Consider the following 15,947-nt stretch of genomic DNA (forward strand, 5'->3'; position numbering starts at 1 on the left):
TCTGGTCGGGTGGTTCGAGGGCGTGAAAGGTGAGCCACACCCCGAACGCGTTCGGCCGCAAGACCGGCGGCGACGGGACGAACACGTTCGGGGTGAACTTCCTGCTCCGGCGGCCCCACGACACCGGTATGGAGCACGAAGCGTACCTCGACGGACTCGACGCACCGAGCGAACGAGCGGTGAGCTTCCTCGACGTGCGGGAGCTGCCGCCGCCGGAACCGCTCACGGAGACGATGAACCGCCTCGCCGCACTCGACGGCGAAACCGTGTTCGTCCAGCTCAACGACCGCGAGCCGAAGTTCCTCTACCCGAAGCTCGACGACCGGGGGTTCGCCTACTGCTCGGCCGAGCGTGAGGACGGCGTCGTCACCGCGATTTGGGAACCCTGAGTCGTCGCCACCACCGACTCTCCTCCAGCGTGCCCCTCGCTAACGTCGTCGTCGACACCCTTAGCGTCCCGAAACGTATCAATCGAGCCTAATTTGGCATAATCGTTAATGTAATAACTCCTCACGCGTTTGTACGTGGTATGAGTTCAGACCACACGAATACCACCCACTCCGAATGGTGCCCTGACTGCGGCTCCGAGATGGCCTTCACCGGCACGCAGCCAGCGGGACTCGCGCAGTTCTTCTGCGAGCAGTGTCGGTACCGCCGCGACCGGTTCGTCGGCGACGACTGAACCCTCGTTCGTCTTCTCGGGACTCGCGCACTCGGGAGCGACCGCGCCCGCTCGCGTCTCACGGTGTGGTACGACTCGCGAAGATGTTCGGAGCGCGTCTCCCAACCGTGCAACCATTGTTCGTTTATACCCGTGTTCGGGCACTCGATTCAACCGGAGGGAGACACAGATGCTATCTACGACTCGGCGACGGACGCTCCAGTGGCTCGGACTCGGCGGCGCCGCATCGCTCGCCGGCTGTGCGACGAAAGCGCCGACCGCCGCGCAGTCGCTCGACGGGACGGAGGAACCGACACAACAGCGTTCGACGAATCTGGTCGACCAAGTCGCGGCCGACCCCACTGATATCCCCGGACCAATCGACCGAAGCGAGTCCGCCGAGGTCGACGTGACGCTCCGGCCGGAGGAGGTGACCGCCGAGGTCGAAGACGGCGTGACGTTCACCTACATGACCTACAACGGGCAGGTCCCCGGTCCGTTCATCCGCGTCCGGCAGGGCGACACGGTGAACCTGACGTTCGAGAACCCCGAGGAGAACGCGATGCCGCACAACGTCGACTTCCACGCGGTCGCCGGTCCCGGCGGCGGCGCGGAGGCGACGATGACTAACCCCGGCGAGACGGCGCACCTGCGGTTCAAGGCGACCTACCCCGGCGCGTACATCTACCACTGCGCCGTGCCGAACATGGACATGCACATCAGCGCCGGGATGTTCGGCCTCATCCTCGTCGAGCCACCGGAGGGGCTTCCCGAGGTCGACCACGAGGTCTACATCGGCCAGCACGAACTCTACACCGACAAGGCCGCCGGCGAGGAGGGACAGCACAACTTCGACTACGAGTCGATGCGGGACGAGGACCCAACGTACGTCCTCATGAACGGCGAGAAGTACGCATGGACGCCCAACGGCCGGGGGCCGGCCGCGACCGTCGGCACGGGCGAGACGGTCCGGGTGTACTTCGTCGACGGGGGGCCGAACCTCTCCAGTAGCTTCCATCCCATCGGGAGCGTCTGGGAGACGCTCTACCCGGACGGCTCTTTGACGACGGAGCCCCAGAGCCACATCCAGACGCGGCTCGTCCCGCCGGGGAGCACGACTATCGCGACGATGAGCTCGCCCGTCCCCGGCGACTTCAAACTCGTCGACCACTCGCTGTCCCGCGTCGCCCGCAAGGGTTGTATGGCGGTCATCCGCGCCGAGGGGCCGGAGGACCCCGAGATATTCGACTCCGACCCTGACCCGCAGTAGCGCCGTCGCACCGACTGGCAACCATTGATCGCTGTTTTTCGCCCGTCTCTGTCGAAACCTCTCGGTGTTGAGAGAACACGCGTGCAACGCTTAGAGGGCGATGTCAACGACCGAATACAACAGCACTTCCAAAGAGTATGAACAGTGCCCCGAGTACAACTCCACCAACGAGCGTTCCGGTTGTTGACGAGGCAACAAGCCCGAGAGTCGCTATCCCGCCACCGATGAGTATCCAACACAGGCCAATCCAGTGACGGCTAAGGCGTTTGAACCACGGCGAGATGCGAGGGGCAAGAACCTGTACAAGACCAATAAGGGCCAAAACGATTCCGGCGATAACTCCACCAGTATTGATCGGGTTCGTCAAGAATACGAAGACGCCGATGGCGAGTACTGCGACTAGCAGCGTACTCACGCCACCCCACACACCACCGAACTCGTCGTTGATGTCAGTCATCGATAGAGGGCCGATGCTGGTTGCAACGCATACGTGAACGAGTACTGATTGGACGTGTAATATATTTCGCCAGCGAGTCGCTAGTGGCCGACTCGCACTCTGTGTTCAGCGAGGCGTATTACACATCGTGGCGGTTGTCAGTCCCAGTAGGAATCAACCGATTCACCGGCGAGTCGTGCGCGGACGAACAGGTACGCGAAATGAACTGGGACGTAGCCGAGACAGAGAATCCAGCCCTGTGGCTTCGAGACTAAGTCCCATGTGCGTTCAACACCCCTCGTAGCATCCATCGAGAGCGTTTCCAAGCCGGCTATCGAATCAAGCGCAGATCCGACGACTATCACAAACACGCAGATGTAGAGGATAGCCACGGCGAGGATTTCGAGCGATTGGTGAGCACGCATCGTTCCGCAAGTGGTGTACCGTATATGCGGGCCGAAAATAAAGCCACTCTGAGGCCGGTTGGCATTCATCGTGTACCTCGACCGTTCCGACCGCAACGGAGCGCCGGCACCAACCGGTCGTCCCCGGACTGACCGGTTTTCTACCTGACGCTGTTGACCCCCGCCGGACCTGACAGAACCCGCATGTCGGAAGTGACTACCGAGAATCGGCCACAGCATTATCCCGTTCGCTTTCGAAGTGCCAAGGATGCCAGACGACAAACAGGGCCGAAACAAGCAAGCGGCCAACGAAGAACAGCGCCAGCGCGAACGAGCGCTCCAAGAGGCGCGTGACCGCGCCGACGAACCCGCCCCCGGGGAGCAGCTTGGGGACCTCGACGATGCGCTTGAGATTCAGGACTATCCGACCACGACGGAGCAACTCGTCGAGAACTACGGCGACTACGAGGTCGAAACGCAAGGAGGGTTGAAACCCGTCGACGAGGTGCTCGCTCCGGTTGACAACGAGCTATACGACTCCGCGGACGAGGTTCGCGACCGGATTCAGCGATTGATAAATCGGAGATGAGTGCGTCCGAAGCCGTCTCCGTCGTGGCGATATTTCGGTAACCTACGCTCCGAGCCGTGTCCGGTCCGTCTGTGCCACTCTTTGGCCCGTCCATACGTAGCTCCCGTCCCGCGACGACGAATTTTGACAGCACCGAGCACCATCGACTCGTGCCACGACCGCGACGAGCGCCGGCACCGAACGGTGCGTTGAACGTGTTCGGGGGTGGGCCTACGCCCGTGGCGACTCCATTTCGGACCATGCCAGACATCCCATCCCTGTTCGGCGGGTCGCGAGCCGACCGCTTCGACGATATCGACCAGTTCGTCCCGGAACACCTGCCCGACCCGGACGCCTTTCTCGACGGTCACCGCGTCCTCGACGGCGACGACCACGTCGCCGTCCACCGGGTCGCGCGCGACCTGTTCGAAGACCGCGGCGTCTACGACGTGACGTTCGGCTACAACCTCGCGCGGCTGAACCTCGACCGGCGACACCCCGAGGCGGGCTTTCGCTACGCGGAGGACCGCGACGACCCGTCGATTCTCCACGCGGAGTTCACGCCGACGACGCCGTTTTGCCCGCAGTCGAAGACGCTCACCGTCGGCGCGTTTCGGGCGTGGAACGGCCTCGCCGACCGCCACGACTACGACCGCGTCCGGGTCCGCGTCGCGCCGATGCACCAGCAGGCCGACGCCATCAACGCGGAGCTCGACGCGATGGACGCGGGCGACGCCCAGGCGCAGGCGGAGACGAACGACTCGACCCGCGTCGCTGGAGCGCCAGCGGGCGAGCGCGACGACGAGGCCGAACCGGGAGCGGTTTCGCTGTCCGAGGAGTTCGAGGCGGCGCTGAACCGGCTGTCGGGCGAAAAGCAGTAGGCGTCCGTTTTTCGTCCGTCGTGACCCCGCAGCTCAGTCGTCGCCGGCCGGCGCGAACACGAGCACTGCGGTACTATCGACTGGCGCGCGCGGCGAGATGTCGCGGTCGCCGCCGAACCGCAGCAGCTCCCCCGCCGCGACCTCGTGGGTCTCGCCGTCGAGCGCGAGTTCCATCCGGCCGTCGACGACGTGGAAGACGATGTCGAAGCCGGGGTGAGAGTGCGCCGGCACCTCGTCGCCGGCTTCGAGGCGGAGCCTGACGGTTTTCGGACGGTCGGTCTCGAAGACGGGCGCGTGCATCTGCGGCGGGAGGTCGGCGAGCGCGGCGTGTTCTGGCATCACGGCTGGACTGTCGGCCGCGCGGTCGGTAAGCCTGCGGCCGAACGCGTTCGGGGGAGACACGACCTGTGGACGAGAGCGAGAACGAACGAGGTGAGCGATAGCAGGTGCTCTTTTGTCCCTCGCGAGAGTTGACGTGTTCGATGCCCTCCATCGTCGACGAAACCGTGTTCAGCGAGCCCTCCGGCGGTGTCTTCCCGGTCGTCCAGCTCTGCGGCGCGCTCGTCATGTCGGGTCTGTACTGGCAGTACGCCGTCGTGGACCAATCCATATCGGGTGGGTGGCTCCTGTTCATGATAGCGGGGACCGCGCTGTCCGGCGTCGCCGAGTCGCTTCCGAACGATCGACGGCGAGAAGCCGGGGTCCTGCGTCTCGCGGCGGTTCTCGTCCTGACGTGTCTGCTCGCGATGCTCTTCCTCGCGCCCGAACTGCTCATGGAATGAAGGAGTCCGAGACGCGTCGCTGACGAATCGACTCAGTCCGCGCCGTCGTCCGCATCGGCGGCCGACGCGACTGTGCCGCCGACCAGCGACTGCGGGCTGTGGAGCCAGATGACCCGCAAAAGGTTCGCGGCGAACGCCGCGACGCCGACGAACACGAGCGTCCAGCCCGCCGTCTCGGCGGCCGGAGAGAGTCCGGCGAGGTCGTTCGTGACGACGACGGCGACCCCCGAGAGGACGAGGGCGAAGTCGAGGCGGGCGAGGCGGTCGCTGTAGAGGTCGTCGAGCATCGGTACGGGTTCGAGGCCGAGGCGGTCGCTGTAGCGGTGGACCCAGACGATGAAGGGGACGACGTGGTAGAGCGTCCCGAGCACGACGAAGCCGACGAACCCGAGGAGGAACAGCGAGTCGACCCCCGGCGCGCCGAACAGGCGGTCGCCGGCCAGCGGGGCCGCGAGCCACGCGGGGAGCGTCAGGACGGCCCAGGCGGCGAGCGCGACGGCCGCGACGGCGTACCGGGTGAGCATGGGCGTCCAGTCGACCGACGACTCGACGAGGCGGCGGGCGAGAATCGCCGCGACGCCGAGAAGCGAGAGGGCGACGAGCGCGCCGCCGACCCGCGCGAGCGTCGGCTCGGAGACGAGTCGCCCGCCGGCGAGCGCGACGACGCCCAGCGGGTAGCCGACCTCCTCGACGCGGCGGAGCCACACGTCGACGCCGCGGAGTTTCGTCTGGGTGAACATCGTCGCGAGTTGGTAGAGCGCGCCGACGACGGTCGTCACGACGACGCCGAAGACGGCGAGCGTGACGTGGGCCGCGCGGACGGTCCCGTGGGTCGCGCCGACGCCGGCGAAAAGCGGCCGCGTGAAGTCGACCGCGAGCAGGAACCCGAGCCCGGTGACGGCCACGAGAAAACCGATTGCGAGGCCGAAGTGGCGCTCGGTCACGTCGAAGCCGTCGAGTCGAGAGAGCGTGCGCGCCATGTTGTAGGCGAACGTCCAGAAGCCGAGGAGGGCGGCGGCACCGAAGACCGGGAGCCACGCGAACGCGCCGAGGAGAAAGCACCCCGCGAGGCCGACGAGACCGACGCCGACGGCCCACAGTTGGGCGGTCGCGAGTCGCCGGGAGTAGAGGTCGACGCCGGACCAGACCGGGACGAACTGTGTCATCGCGCCCATGATGGTGACGCACACCCACCCCGCGACGAGGAGGTGGACGTGCGCGAGGCGGGCGGCACCGGGAGCGACGCCGACGGCGAGGCCGACCCGGAGGCCCACCGCGGCCGCGAGGAGGCCGAGCGCGACGACGAAGTGCCGGAGCGGAATCGTCATCGGTGGCTGTCGAGCCGTGTCGATGTCGGCGGGAATGGCGCTCATACGCGACCTAGCGCGGCGAGGAGTCCTACCGGTGACTCCGAACATATTCGTCGAGGTGGAGAAACGCGGGAGGCGGGCCGGAATCGCGGTCACGACCCGCGGCCGCGACGCTACTGCTTCGGGAACGTCGCCGCGAACTCGTCGGGGGCGCGCTGTTCGACGGTGTAGTTGTCGGCGTCGAAGGCGTCGACTTCCGCCTGCATCTCGTAGAACAGCGGCTTGGGGTCGTGGTCGTTGAGAATCGTCAGCGACTCGCCGGCGTCGAGGTCGTCGAAGGCTGCGTGAATCTTCGGATGGCGCTCTACCGGAGGGAGGTCGCGCACGTCGAGGGTGGTGTCTGCCATGCGTATCGTCCCTCGCGGGAGACCACCGAGTCGATTACCCCGAACACGTTCGCTCGCACGGCTGAATCGAATCGACACTACCCACTGCGGATGGCTAGTAAACATAATGATTCTGTGGTTGTTCTCGGTGAAGAATACGTTCGTCGCCGAGCGTCGGGTGCTTTCGGACGGGAACTGGTACTCCGGGAATACGTGGATGAAAGCGCCTCTATTGTGTAGGTGGGCTCTCGAAACACCCATTCGACCGACAGTTGGTTCCCGAGTGTCACCGACGAAAATCAGTCTGAGAGGTATATTTATAACGATTCAATATATTGTTTACTGGTAAGCCCGCACCAGCAATAACGAATTGGGCAGGGCACGGAACACACATGGTAGACACATACGTCGGTTCGATCGACCAGGGGACGACCGGAACGCGCTTCATGATCTTCGATCACAGCGGGCAGGTCGTCGGCAACGCCTACGAGAAACACGAGCAGATTTACCCGAATCCGGGATGGGTCGAACACGACCCCCTCGAAATCTGGGAGAACACGAAGCAGGTCATCGCGGACGGGCTGGCCGACGCCGGCCTCGACGCGGAGCAACTCGAAGCGCTGGGCATCACGAACCAGCGCGAGACGACCATCGTCTGGGACCGCGAGACGGGCAAGCCGGTCCACAACGCGCTCGTCTGGCAGGACCGCCGGACGACCGACCGCGTCGAGGAACTCCAGGCCGAAGACAAAGTCGAGTGGATTCGCGAGCAGACCGGCCTCGAAGCGGACGCCTACTTCTCGGCGACGAAAGTCGAGTGGATTCTCGACAACGCGGAGCCGCTGAAGCTCCAGAGTTCGCGCGGCGACGACCTCCGCAGTCGGGCCGAGGAGGGCGAACTCCTGATGGGTACCATCGACGCGTGGCTCATCTACAACCTGACGGGCAACCACATCACTGACGTGTCGAACGCCTCGCGGACGATGCTCTACGACATCGAGGCGCTCGACTGGGACGACGACCTCCTCGCCGAGTTCGACGTGCCCAAAGAGATGGTCCCGGAGGTCCGGCCGTCCTCGGACGAGGACCTCTACGGCCACACGGACGCCGACGGCTTCCTCGGCGCGGAAATCCCCGTCGCGGGCGCGCTCGGCGACCAGCAGGCCGCGCTGTTCGGCCAGACCTGCTTCGACGAGGGCGACGCGAAGAACACCTACGGCACCGGCTCGTTCTACCTGATGAACACCGGGACCGAGGCGGTCTCGTCCGACCACGGCCTCCTGACGACCATCGGGTTCCAACTCTCCGGCGAGCCCGTGCAGTACGCCCTCGAAGGCTCTATCTTCATCACCGGCGCGGCAATCGAGTGGCTCGAAGACGTCGACCTCATCAACAACGCCGCCCAGACCGCTGAGCTGGCGCGTTCGGTCAAATCAACTGACGGCGTCTACATGGTCCCGGCGTTCACGGGCCTCGGTGCGCCTCACTGGGACGGTCGCGCCCGCGGTACCATCGTCGGCATGACCCGCGGCACGCGGAAGGAGCATCTCGTCCGCGCGACGCTCGAATCCATCGCCTACCAGACCCGCGACGTGGCCGAGGCCATGGAGGCCGACTCGGGCGTCGAACTGAACGCACTCCGCGTCGACGGCGGCGCGGTCAAGAACAACTTCCTCTGTCAGCTCCAGTCCGACATCATCCAGACGGACATCGCCCGGCCGGAGGTCGACGAGACGACCGCCCTCGGGTCGGCGTACGCCGCCGGCCTCGCCGTCGGCTACTGGGACACGGTGGACGAACTCCGCGACAACTGGCAGGTCGACCGCGAGTTCTCGCCCGAGGCCGACGCCGAGCGCGTCGACAAGCTGTACGACCGCTGGCACGACGCGGTCGACCGCTCGCTCGACTGGGCGCGCGAAGACGAAACCGAGGGGGACGAGTGAGATGGCCATCGTCTTCGGCCTCGAAGCCGTCGACATCCTCGTGCTCGTCATCGCCTCGTTCGCGGGCGGGATGTTCGGCGCGTCTCTCGGGGCGCTGCCGGCGTTCATCTTCACCGGTATCATGGTGCTCGTCGGCGAGGCCGGCAACGTCGTCTCCACGGAGTTCGTCGGGGGCGGGGGCCTCGTCGCCGACGCCGCGGGCGGCTACGGTGCCGGCATCGTCGGCCCGCTGGCGTTCGGCCCCGTCTTCGGCCCTCACGTCGCCTTCGCGGGCGGCGTCGCCGCCGCGGCCTACGCCGCGAAGAACGACGGTATGCCTGCGCCCGCCGACGGCGACTACCACCCCGCGAAGGACATCGCGTACGCGCTCGGCACCCGGCCGGACATCCTCGCGGTGGGCGGCGTCTTCGGCGTCATCGGGATGGCGATTCGTCAGACCTCTGCTGGCCTCGCGCTCCCGCTGGACCCGCCCGCGGTCGGCGTCGTCCTGACCGCGCTGCTCGCCCGCGCCGTCTTCGGCTACGAACTCGTCGGAACCCCCCGCGGCAAGGGCTTCCTCGACGTGTCGCCGTTCGAGACGGGCACAAAACGCGAGGCGATGACCGACGGCGGGACCGCCACCGGCGGTTCGTACCGCCTCGCGGTCGAGCCGTGGCTCCCGCACCAGTACAAGTGGAGCGGCGTCGCCGCCGTCGGAATGGCCGTCGGCATCCTCAGCGCGTACATCTTCGCGCGCACGGGGAGCCTGTTCATCCCGTTCGGTATCTCCGCGACGAGCCTGCTGTTCTTGAATCTCGGCGTCGAGAAGATTCCGGTCACCCACCACATGAGCCTCCCGGCGACGTTCATCGCCAGCATGGCCATGCTCGACGGCGCGAGCGTCCCCGTGGCGCTCGTGCTCGGCGCGGGCTTCGGCGTCCTCGGCGGCGTCCTCGGCGAGGTGTACGAGCGCGTCTTCTACGCGCACGGCAGCACCCACTTCGACCCGCCCGCGGCCTCCATCGTGACGACCACGTTCGTCCTCGGCCTGCTCGCCATCGCGGGCGTCTTCACCACGGCCGGCGCGGTGCCGCTGCCGTGAGCAGTCAGAACTGATATACCTCCCATTTCGGAACTATCATCCACGACATGGACATCGAAGCGAGGATCAAACGTCGACAGCGCCGTGACGGTGAGCCTCGCCTCCTCGTCGACTACGATTCGCTCTCGCCGGTCGCGCACATCGACGACCCGGTGAACTGCGGGCCGGTGTTGGAGCGACTGCTCGACTACCTCGACCCGGTGTTCGACGGCCACCTCCCGCCGAACGCCTACGTCTACGGCCCCAAAGGGTCGGGGAAGTCGGCGGTGGTGACGGCGCTTTTCGACCGCCTCGTCCGCGTGTCGAGCGTCAACAACGCCGCCATTCACACGACGACTCGCGTGCAGGCGACGTTCGCGCCGCGGTTCGTCTACGTCGACGCGCGCGAGACGACGAGCGCGTTCGCGTTCTATCACGCCGTGCTCGACGCGCTCGTCGACGAGTCGGTGCCGAAGCAGGGCATCAAGACGGAGGCGCTCCAGTCGCGGCTCAAGGAGACGCTCGACGGCCCGCAGACGGGAGCCATCGTCGCCGTCGACCACCTCGAAGAGCCGGGAACGCTCGACGGCGAGGCGTTCGTCGAGCTCTGTGCCGGACTGCCGAGCAAGGTCAGTTGGTTGGCCATCGGGCGTTCGTCGCCCGACGAGACGGTGCTGACCGACTACACGGCCGGCGAGATTCAGTTCGAACCGTACCAGAGTCAGGTGCTCATCGACGTGCTGATGACCCGGGCGTCGTCGGCCGGGTCCCAGCGGACGCTCGACCACCGACTCGCGCGCGACATCGCCGAGTGGGCCGACGGCGACGCCCACGACGCGCTCGCGGCGCTGTTCGGCGCGGCCGACGAGGCGACTCGGAACAGACACCAGAGCATCACCGCCGCCGACACCGCCGCGGGAATCGCCGCGGTGCCGCGCCCGTGCGTCTCGCTCGGCCGCGTGTTCGCGCTCCCGGAGAACCGCCAGCAGGTGCTTCACGAACTCCTCGCGTTGCGCCCCGACCAACAGCAGTCGGTGCGGGCGACGAGCCAGCACATCGCCAAGTCGGTCGACCTCTCGGCGGCGACGGTCAAGCGAATCCTCTACGAACTCGCCGAAGACGGCATCACCCGTCGGGTCACGGCGGAGCGCGTCGACCGAAAGGGCCGGCCGCCGAGCCGACTCGAACCGCGGTTCCCGACGGTCGTGTTCGAACGACTGTTCGCCGCGCAGTAATCTGCTTGTATTCATCACCCAAACTCATTTTAATGCCGTTTGTGAGTCTGAGCTATGGAGCGAAAACAAATCTCATCCGGGACTGAGTGGGAGTCCAAAGTCGGATACTCTCGGGCCGTTCAGACCGGCTCTCAAGTACACGTTTCTGGGACAACAGCGACTAACGATGATGGTCAAATCGTCGGTAAAGGCGACGCATACGAACAGACGAAAAAAGCACTCCAGAACATCGAAGACGCCCTTCGAGAGACTGATGCATCACTTGAGGATGTGGTCAGAACTCGAATGTTCGTCACTGATATCGATGAGTGGGAGGCAATCGGTGAAGCCCATGGTGAAGTGTTTCGTGACGTACGCCCAGCCACCAGCATGGTGGAGGTGAATCGCCTCATCGATTCGGAGTTACTTGTTGAGATTGAGGCGGTTGCGATTATCCCAAAGTAAGTCCCTGCTCTGTACGTAGCGATTTGAGCAGTCCATATTGAGTGCTGAACCGATAACCGACTCGCGCTGTAGCACGAGTCCAACAATCTTCACCAGCGGAGGACTTCAACAGCGCCCGAGTCGAAAACCCGCCGCAAACCCCGTCGTCGGCGCGGTGCAACGCTTACGCTCGGGGACAGAACTATACTCCGTCCACGGAATCTGTAGGTAATGACGACCACCCCGACGCCCGTCCGCGCGCCGCCCGTCGGCGTCCCGTCGAACCGCTTCGACGCATCCGCGACCCCGCAGGGTGTATCGAACGCATGACAGACGAATCGAGTCGGGAGGACGACGTGGTCGACGCCGTCGTCGAGACGCTCTGTGCGGCCGCGCCGTCGATTCGGGCGGGGCTGCCCGGCCGGCGCGTCTACGAGGAGGGCACGAACCCGAGCGGCGAGCGCCAACTGGAAGCCGACACCTACGCCGACGAACTGCTGTTGAAGCGGCTTCGCCCCCTCGACGGCGTCGGCGAGTACGCCAGCGAGGAGCGCGCCGAGGTCATCGACATCGGCGAGGGCGTGTCCGTCGCGCTCGACCCGCTCGACGGGTCGACGAACCTGAAGCCGAACAACGTGATGGGGACGCTCTACAGCGTCTACGACGAACCGCTCCCCACGGGCGGCGAGAATCTGCTCGCCGCTGGCTACATCCTCTACGGCCCGGTGACGACGCTCGTGGCCGCCCGCGACGGCGTCGTCAGCGAGTACATCCTCGAATCGGGCATCAAGCGCCCGCTCCGCGAGGAGTTGACGCTGCCCGACGACCCCGCCATCTTCAGTTTCGGCGGCCGCGTCAACCACTGGTTCGACGAGTTCGAGGCGTTCGCCAGCGAGACCGAGCGCACCGAGGGCATGAAGCTCCGCTACGGCGGCTCGATGATCGGCGACGTGAACCAGATTCTCCACTACGGCGGCGTCTTCGCGTACCCCGCACAGACCGACGCACTGAGCGGGAAACTCCGACAGCAGTTCGAGGGCTTTCCCATCGGCTACATCATCGAGTGTGCGGGCGGGCGGTCCTCCGACGGCGAGGCGTCGCTCCTCTCGGGGACGCCCGACGGCATCCACGACCGCGTCCCGGTCTACATCGGCAACGACTCGCTCGTCGAGTCGCTGGAAGCGCGACTGGGCTGACGGTCCGACTCACACGGTGGCGGAGTCGCGGTCCGATACGAGCCAGACTCACCGACACCCACCGAACTGAGCAATGCGCTCGCTAGCGCGGCGGTGGCACGTCCGTTCCGACCGCGGATGAAATATAAGTATAGTTAGTATTAAATTCAGATTTCACTTGGGGGCTCATTCTCTAGAATACAATATCTTCGACCGCGCTCGGCAGCCAACTGTCGAGGTGATTTGAGACCTAGAGTATTGTTCGAGATGTGGCTCATTACCGAGGCCCGTGTGAATTCCACTTGAGGGAGGAAAAGACTCGGTTAAAACAGCCTATACGCGTGTGAAATCGACACTTCACGAGGTTTTTGCTCACGTGGTCGAATCGAGTCGGTCAGGGTGTCGGGACTGAGTCCGATACCGGTGGCTGACGACGAACGAGGCGCCGTACGGGTGACTGTGGGCCTCTGACGGGAGTATGGCAACGTACTCAGGACGGTTTCGCGGTGTCCGTCCAATTTGGCGCAAGAAGCGTCCCATCCAGTACTATTGTATAATAAAATCAATACATACTCATCACATCTGAACATAATTGACGAGGTGATCGCCCACCTTGCTGTTACCTCAGCTGAGTCGCTCCGCAGTCAGCAGACCGATAGTCAAATGTAATAAATTTGCTATGGTGTGCCTATGTCTCCTTTCTTTACATAAGTAACCGCTTCCTGGAGTGCGCGGAGAACTCTGACTGGTGTCTCCAGGGAGCGGTTGGGTCCTTTGCTGGTTTGACGCATTCAGCGGCGGTCGGGTGTCGCGCAGTGATTCGTTTCTCGTGAGACCAGCCATTCGTCCCCACCGAGTGCTCAGCGCCGTCGCCAGTACCGCGTCAGTCCTCTACGGAGCGCTTCGTACAGAGCCAAAAGCCGCCGCCAAACCCGACCACCGTGACCGCAACGAGGCCAACGTCGACGAGCGCGATCGCGTACGCGGCAGTCCCCGGTTCGAGATACAACAACGAAAACCCGAGCAGGAGCCCCATCACGATGCCGATTGCGACGAACAGCGGGAACCGGTCACGTTGGTCGCAGATCACGTCGACAACCGTCTCTAGCCGTGTCATACGGTATCGTATATTGCGCCGATTATCAAGCTCCCGATTCGACCGATACCGGTCAGGTTCCGGTCGAGATGGAAGGGCGGGTTCGCACCGGCGACCAGCGAGTGAGGCGGAAGCGACAACCACCCATTCACATCAGTCATCGTCCTCCGTCAGCGGGTCGCTATCCCAATAGGAGTGGTTCGGGTCGTCTCTGAAGCAGGCGACGCGATGGCCAGCGGCCTCACCGGACTGTTGGAGTTGTGGGGCCACCTCTCGGCACGCCTCACGTGCTTCGGGACAGCGCGTGTGGAACCGGCACCCGCTCGGTGGGTTGACCGGGTCTGGGATGTCTATCTTCCGCATCGGCGGCTCACCAGCCTCACCCGACTGTCGGGACAAGTTCGGCGTCGCCCAGCGGAGGACGTTCGTGTACGGGTGACTGGGGTCGCCGATGAGTTGGTCTGCCGGCCCGACTTCGACCAGGTTTCCGAGATACATCACCCCGATTCGACCGTCCCCGTGTTCTGCGAAGTACCGCGCGTTCGAGAGGTCGTGCGAGACGAACACGAACGAGGTGTCGAACTCCGACTGCAAATCGAGCATCAGGTCCATCATTTCGACCCGTAAGGAGACGTCGAGTGCGCTGATGGCCTCGTCTGCGAGGATCACGTCGGGATTCATCAAGAGCGCGCGAGCGAGCGCCACGCGCTGTTTCTCTCCGCCACTGAGCTGGTGTGGGTACCGGTCTGCGAAGTCTGCTGCGGGGTTCATACCGACGCGCTCGAGAAGCGCGTGAATCCGCTCGCGGCGTTCGCTGGCCCCGACCGCTGGGTGAGTGAGCTTAATCGGCTCTGCGAGGATGTTCAGAATCCGTCGATTGGGGTTGAGCGAACTCCCGGGGTCCTGATGGATAATCTGGAGCGACGACCGAATCTCGTCGAACGGTATCTCTCCGTTGCCGTCTTTGGCGGCCCAGATGTCCTGTCCCCTGTACGTCACCGTCCCGCCCGTCGGCCGCTGGAGTCCGATGGTCGTCTTGCCGAGGGTGGTCTTTCCGCACCCGCTTTCCCCGACGAGTGCGAGGACGTCGTTCTCCTCGATGTCGAGCGAGACGCCGTCGACCGCTTTGACCACGTCTGGCTCCTCGAAGAGGTCGAACAGTCCTTGCTCTGTTTCGAAGTGGACTTCGAGGTTTTCGAGTGAGATGAGTGGTTCGTCGTGCTGGTCGGACCCGGTCGACGATTCGTCGGCACGGCTCACGACCCACCACCTCCCGAGACCGGAACGGTCTCCTCGGAACGGTCGAAGTGCAGCGCAATCTCGTCTCGTGCGTCTTCCGCGTGGTGACAGGCGACGGCGTGGCCGTCGTCGAGTTGCGTGAACGCCGGGTCTTCAACTCGGCACTCTTCGGTGGCGAGTGGACATCGCGGTGCGAAGGCGCACCCCTGTGGAACGTTGATGGGTGCCGGACTCTGTCCCTCGATCGGTCGCATCTCTTCGAGCGGTGCTTCGATGTCGGGCGTCGCATTGAGCAACGCTCGCGTGTATGGGTGCCCGCTATTCGCGATGAGTTGCTCACGGTCGCCGACCTCGATGAGTTGGAAGGCGTACATGACGGCCATCCGGTCGGCGAGTTCGGCGACCAGCGGCAGGTCGTGGGTGATGAACACCATCGTCAGGTCGTACTTCTCCTGTAAGTCCTGGAGGAGCGTCAGAATCGAACGCTGCATCAGGAGGTCGAGTGCGGCGGTCGGTTCGTCCATCACCAGCACTTCGGGTTCGAGAACGAGCGACAGGGCGATGAGTGCCCGCTGTTGCATCCCGCCGGAGAGTTCGTGCGGGTACGACGTCAGCACGCGCTCCGGGTCGAGGTACAGGTCAGAGAGGAGTTCACGGGCGAACTCCATTCCAGACGTGACGTCGGCGTCGTGGGCCTTCAGCGTCTCTCTGAAGTGCCCGCCGATCTTCATCGTCGGGTTGAACGAACTCATCGCGCCCTGGAAGACCATCGACACCTCCTCCCACCGGAACTCCCGAAGTTCGTCGTCGGAGAGTTCGAGCACGTCGACTGTGGTCCCATCGTCGCGGTGGTAGCGTATCTCACCGGACAGTCGTCCGGGGTCGGGGATGGCGTCCAGCATCGAGTCGGCGAACATCGACTTGCCGCTTCCGCTCTCGCCCACGATGCCGAGAATCTCGCCACGTTCGATAGACATGCTCACGTGGTCCAACACGTACGTCTCGCCGCCGTCGTACGTGACGGCCGCGTTGTTGATCTCGATGATTGGGTCGTCTGTCGTCATAGTTGTCGTCGTGG

General features: G+C 64.5%; 19 protein-coding genes. 11 read left to right on the forward strand and 8 right to left on the reverse strand.

Annotated elements, in window-relative coordinates:
• Positions 1-29: 29 nt before the first annotated feature.
• The 3 genes from ABY42_RS10045 (at position 30) to nirK (ending at position 1,931) form a co-directional block, all read left to right on the forward strand.
• Positions 30-389, forward strand: a complete 360-nt coding sequence (locus tag ABY42_RS10045) for a DUF2249 domain-containing protein (RefSeq protein WP_082220651.1) — start codon at positions 30-32, stop codon at positions 387-389.
• A gap of 140 nt (positions 390-529) precedes the next feature.
• The gene (locus ABY42_RS19365) at positions 530-682 is read left to right on the forward strand and encodes an HVO_2142 family zinc finger protein (RefSeq protein WP_008096193.1); all 153 of its coding nucleotides are present in this window, start codon (positions 530-532) and stop codon (positions 680-682) included.
• 169 nt (positions 683-851) lie between these two features.
• Complete coding sequence (nirK, locus tag ABY42_RS10050; protein ID WP_050459365.1) at positions 852-1,931, forward strand: copper-containing nitrite reductase; 1,080 nt, start codon at positions 852-854, stop codon at positions 1,929-1,931.
• Between the two features lie 103 nt (positions 1,932-2,034).
• Here the strand turns inward: nirK and ABY42_RS19370 are convergent, their stop codons facing one another.
• Positions 2,035-2,388, reverse strand: a complete 354-nt coding sequence (locus ABY42_RS19370; protein ID WP_147299499.1) for a hypothetical protein — start codon at positions 2,386-2,388, stop codon at positions 2,035-2,037.
• Positions 2,389-2,525: 137 nt separating this feature from the next.
• Complete coding sequence (locus ABY42_RS10055; RefSeq protein ID WP_049905144.1) at positions 2,526-2,792, reverse strand: hypothetical protein; 267 nt, start codon at positions 2,790-2,792, stop codon at positions 2,526-2,528.
• Between the two features lie 247 nt (positions 2,793-3,039).
• Here ABY42_RS10055 and ABY42_RS10060 point away from each other — a divergent pair, with 247 nt between their 5' ends.
• Together ABY42_RS10060 and ABY42_RS10065 are read left to right on the forward strand one after the other, a co-directional pair.
• Positions 3,040-3,360 (forward strand): DUF5789 family protein, encoded by a 321-nt coding sequence (locus ABY42_RS10060; RefSeq protein ID WP_004976068.1) that lies wholly within the window; start codon positions 3,040-3,042, stop codon positions 3,358-3,360.
• A 239-nt stretch (positions 3,361-3,599) separates the two neighbouring features.
• Complete coding sequence (locus tag ABY42_RS10065; RefSeq protein ID WP_050459366.1) at positions 3,600-4,220, forward strand: hypothetical protein; 621 nt, start codon at positions 3,600-3,602, stop codon at positions 4,218-4,220.
• A gap of 33 nt (positions 4,221-4,253) precedes the next feature.
• Here ABY42_RS10065 and ABY42_RS10070 read toward each other — a convergent pair whose 3' ends face one another.
• The gene (locus ABY42_RS10070) at positions 4,254-4,559 is read right to left on the reverse strand and encodes a cupin domain-containing protein (protein ID WP_004976066.1); all 306 of its coding nucleotides are present in this window, start codon (positions 4,557-4,559) and stop codon (positions 4,254-4,256) included.
• 143 nt (positions 4,560-4,702) lie between these two features.
• On the opposite strand from ABY42_RS10070, the gene ABY42_RS10075 reads away from it, so the two are divergent.
• Positions 4,703-5,002: a hypothetical protein gene (locus ABY42_RS10075; protein WP_050459367.1), complete on the forward strand. Its 300-nt coding sequence runs from the start codon at positions 4,703-4,705 to the stop codon at positions 5,000-5,002.
• 32 nt (positions 5,003-5,034) lie between these two features.
• On the opposite strand, the gene ABY42_RS10080 is transcribed toward ABY42_RS10075, so the two are convergent.
• A complete protein-coding gene (locus tag ABY42_RS10080) occupies positions 5,035-6,375 on the reverse strand; it encodes a hypothetical protein (RefSeq protein WP_050459368.1) in 1,341 nt (446 codons plus the stop codon).
• A 110-nt stretch (positions 6,376-6,485) separates the two neighbouring features.
• Complete coding sequence (locus ABY42_RS10085; RefSeq protein ID WP_004976062.1) at positions 6,486-6,719, reverse strand: DUF2249 domain-containing protein; 234 nt, start codon at positions 6,717-6,719, stop codon at positions 6,486-6,488.
• A gap of 371 nt (positions 6,720-7,090) precedes the next feature.
• On the opposite strand from ABY42_RS10085, the gene glpK reads away from it, so the two are divergent.
• The 5 genes from glpK to ABY42_RS10110 all read left to right on the forward strand — a co-directional run bounded on the left by glpK (position 7,091) and on the right by ABY42_RS10110 (position 12,555).
• The gene (gene glpK / locus ABY42_RS10090) at positions 7,091-8,641 is read left to right on the forward strand and encodes a glycerol kinase GlpK (protein WP_050459369.1); all 1,551 of its coding nucleotides are present in this window, start codon (positions 7,091-7,093) and stop codon (positions 8,639-8,641) included.
• A 1-nt stretch (position 8,642) separates the two neighbouring features.
• Positions 8,643-9,722, forward strand: a complete 1,080-nt coding sequence (locus ABY42_RS10095) for a hypothetical protein (RefSeq protein ID WP_004976060.1) — start codon at positions 8,643-8,645, stop codon at positions 9,720-9,722.
• 47 nt (positions 9,723-9,769) lie between these two features.
• Complete coding sequence (locus ABY42_RS10100) at positions 9,770-10,936, forward strand: Cdc6/Cdc18 family protein (protein WP_004976059.1); 1,167 nt, start codon at positions 9,770-9,772, stop codon at positions 10,934-10,936.
• Between the two features lie 54 nt (positions 10,937-10,990).
• Positions 10,991-11,380, forward strand: coding sequence for a RidA family protein (locus ABY42_RS10105; protein WP_050459370.1), 390 nt, complete (start codon positions 10,991-10,993; stop codon positions 11,378-11,380).
• 305 nt (positions 11,381-11,685) lie between these two features.
• Positions 11,686-12,555 carry a class 1 fructose-bisphosphatase gene (locus ABY42_RS10110; RefSeq protein ID WP_050459371.1) on the forward strand — a complete coding sequence of 290 codons (870 nt, stop codon included), beginning with the start codon at positions 11,686-11,688 and terminating at the stop codon, positions 12,553-12,555.
• 862 nt (positions 12,556-13,417) lie between these two features.
• On the opposite strand, the gene ABY42_RS10115 is transcribed toward ABY42_RS10110, so the two are convergent.
• The 3 genes from ABY42_RS10115 to ABY42_RS10125 all read right to left on the reverse strand — a co-directional run bounded on the left by ABY42_RS10115 (position 13,418) and on the right by ABY42_RS10125 (position 15,933).
• Positions 13,418-13,651, reverse strand: a complete 234-nt coding sequence (locus ABY42_RS10115) for a hypothetical protein (protein ID WP_004976054.1) — start codon at positions 13,649-13,651, stop codon at positions 13,418-13,420.
• 132 nt (positions 13,652-13,783) lie between these two features.
• Positions 13,784-14,890, reverse strand: coding sequence for an oligopeptide/dipeptide ABC transporter ATP-binding protein (locus ABY42_RS10120; protein ID WP_050459372.1), 1,107 nt, complete (start codon positions 14,888-14,890; stop codon positions 13,784-13,786).
• The gene (locus tag ABY42_RS10125) at positions 14,887-15,933 is read right to left on the reverse strand and encodes an ABC transporter ATP-binding protein (protein ID WP_082220688.1); all 1,047 of its coding nucleotides are present in this window, start codon (positions 15,931-15,933) and stop codon (positions 14,887-14,889) included. Before ABY42_RS10125 ends, ABY42_RS10120 begins: the two co-directional genes overlap by 4 nt.
• Positions 15,934-15,947: the final 14 nt, after the last annotated feature.

The organism is Haloferax gibbonsii, from assembly GCF_001190965.1.
Lineage (GTDB): Archaea > Halobacteriota > Halobacteria > Halobacteriales > Haloferacaceae > Haloferax > Haloferax gibbonsii.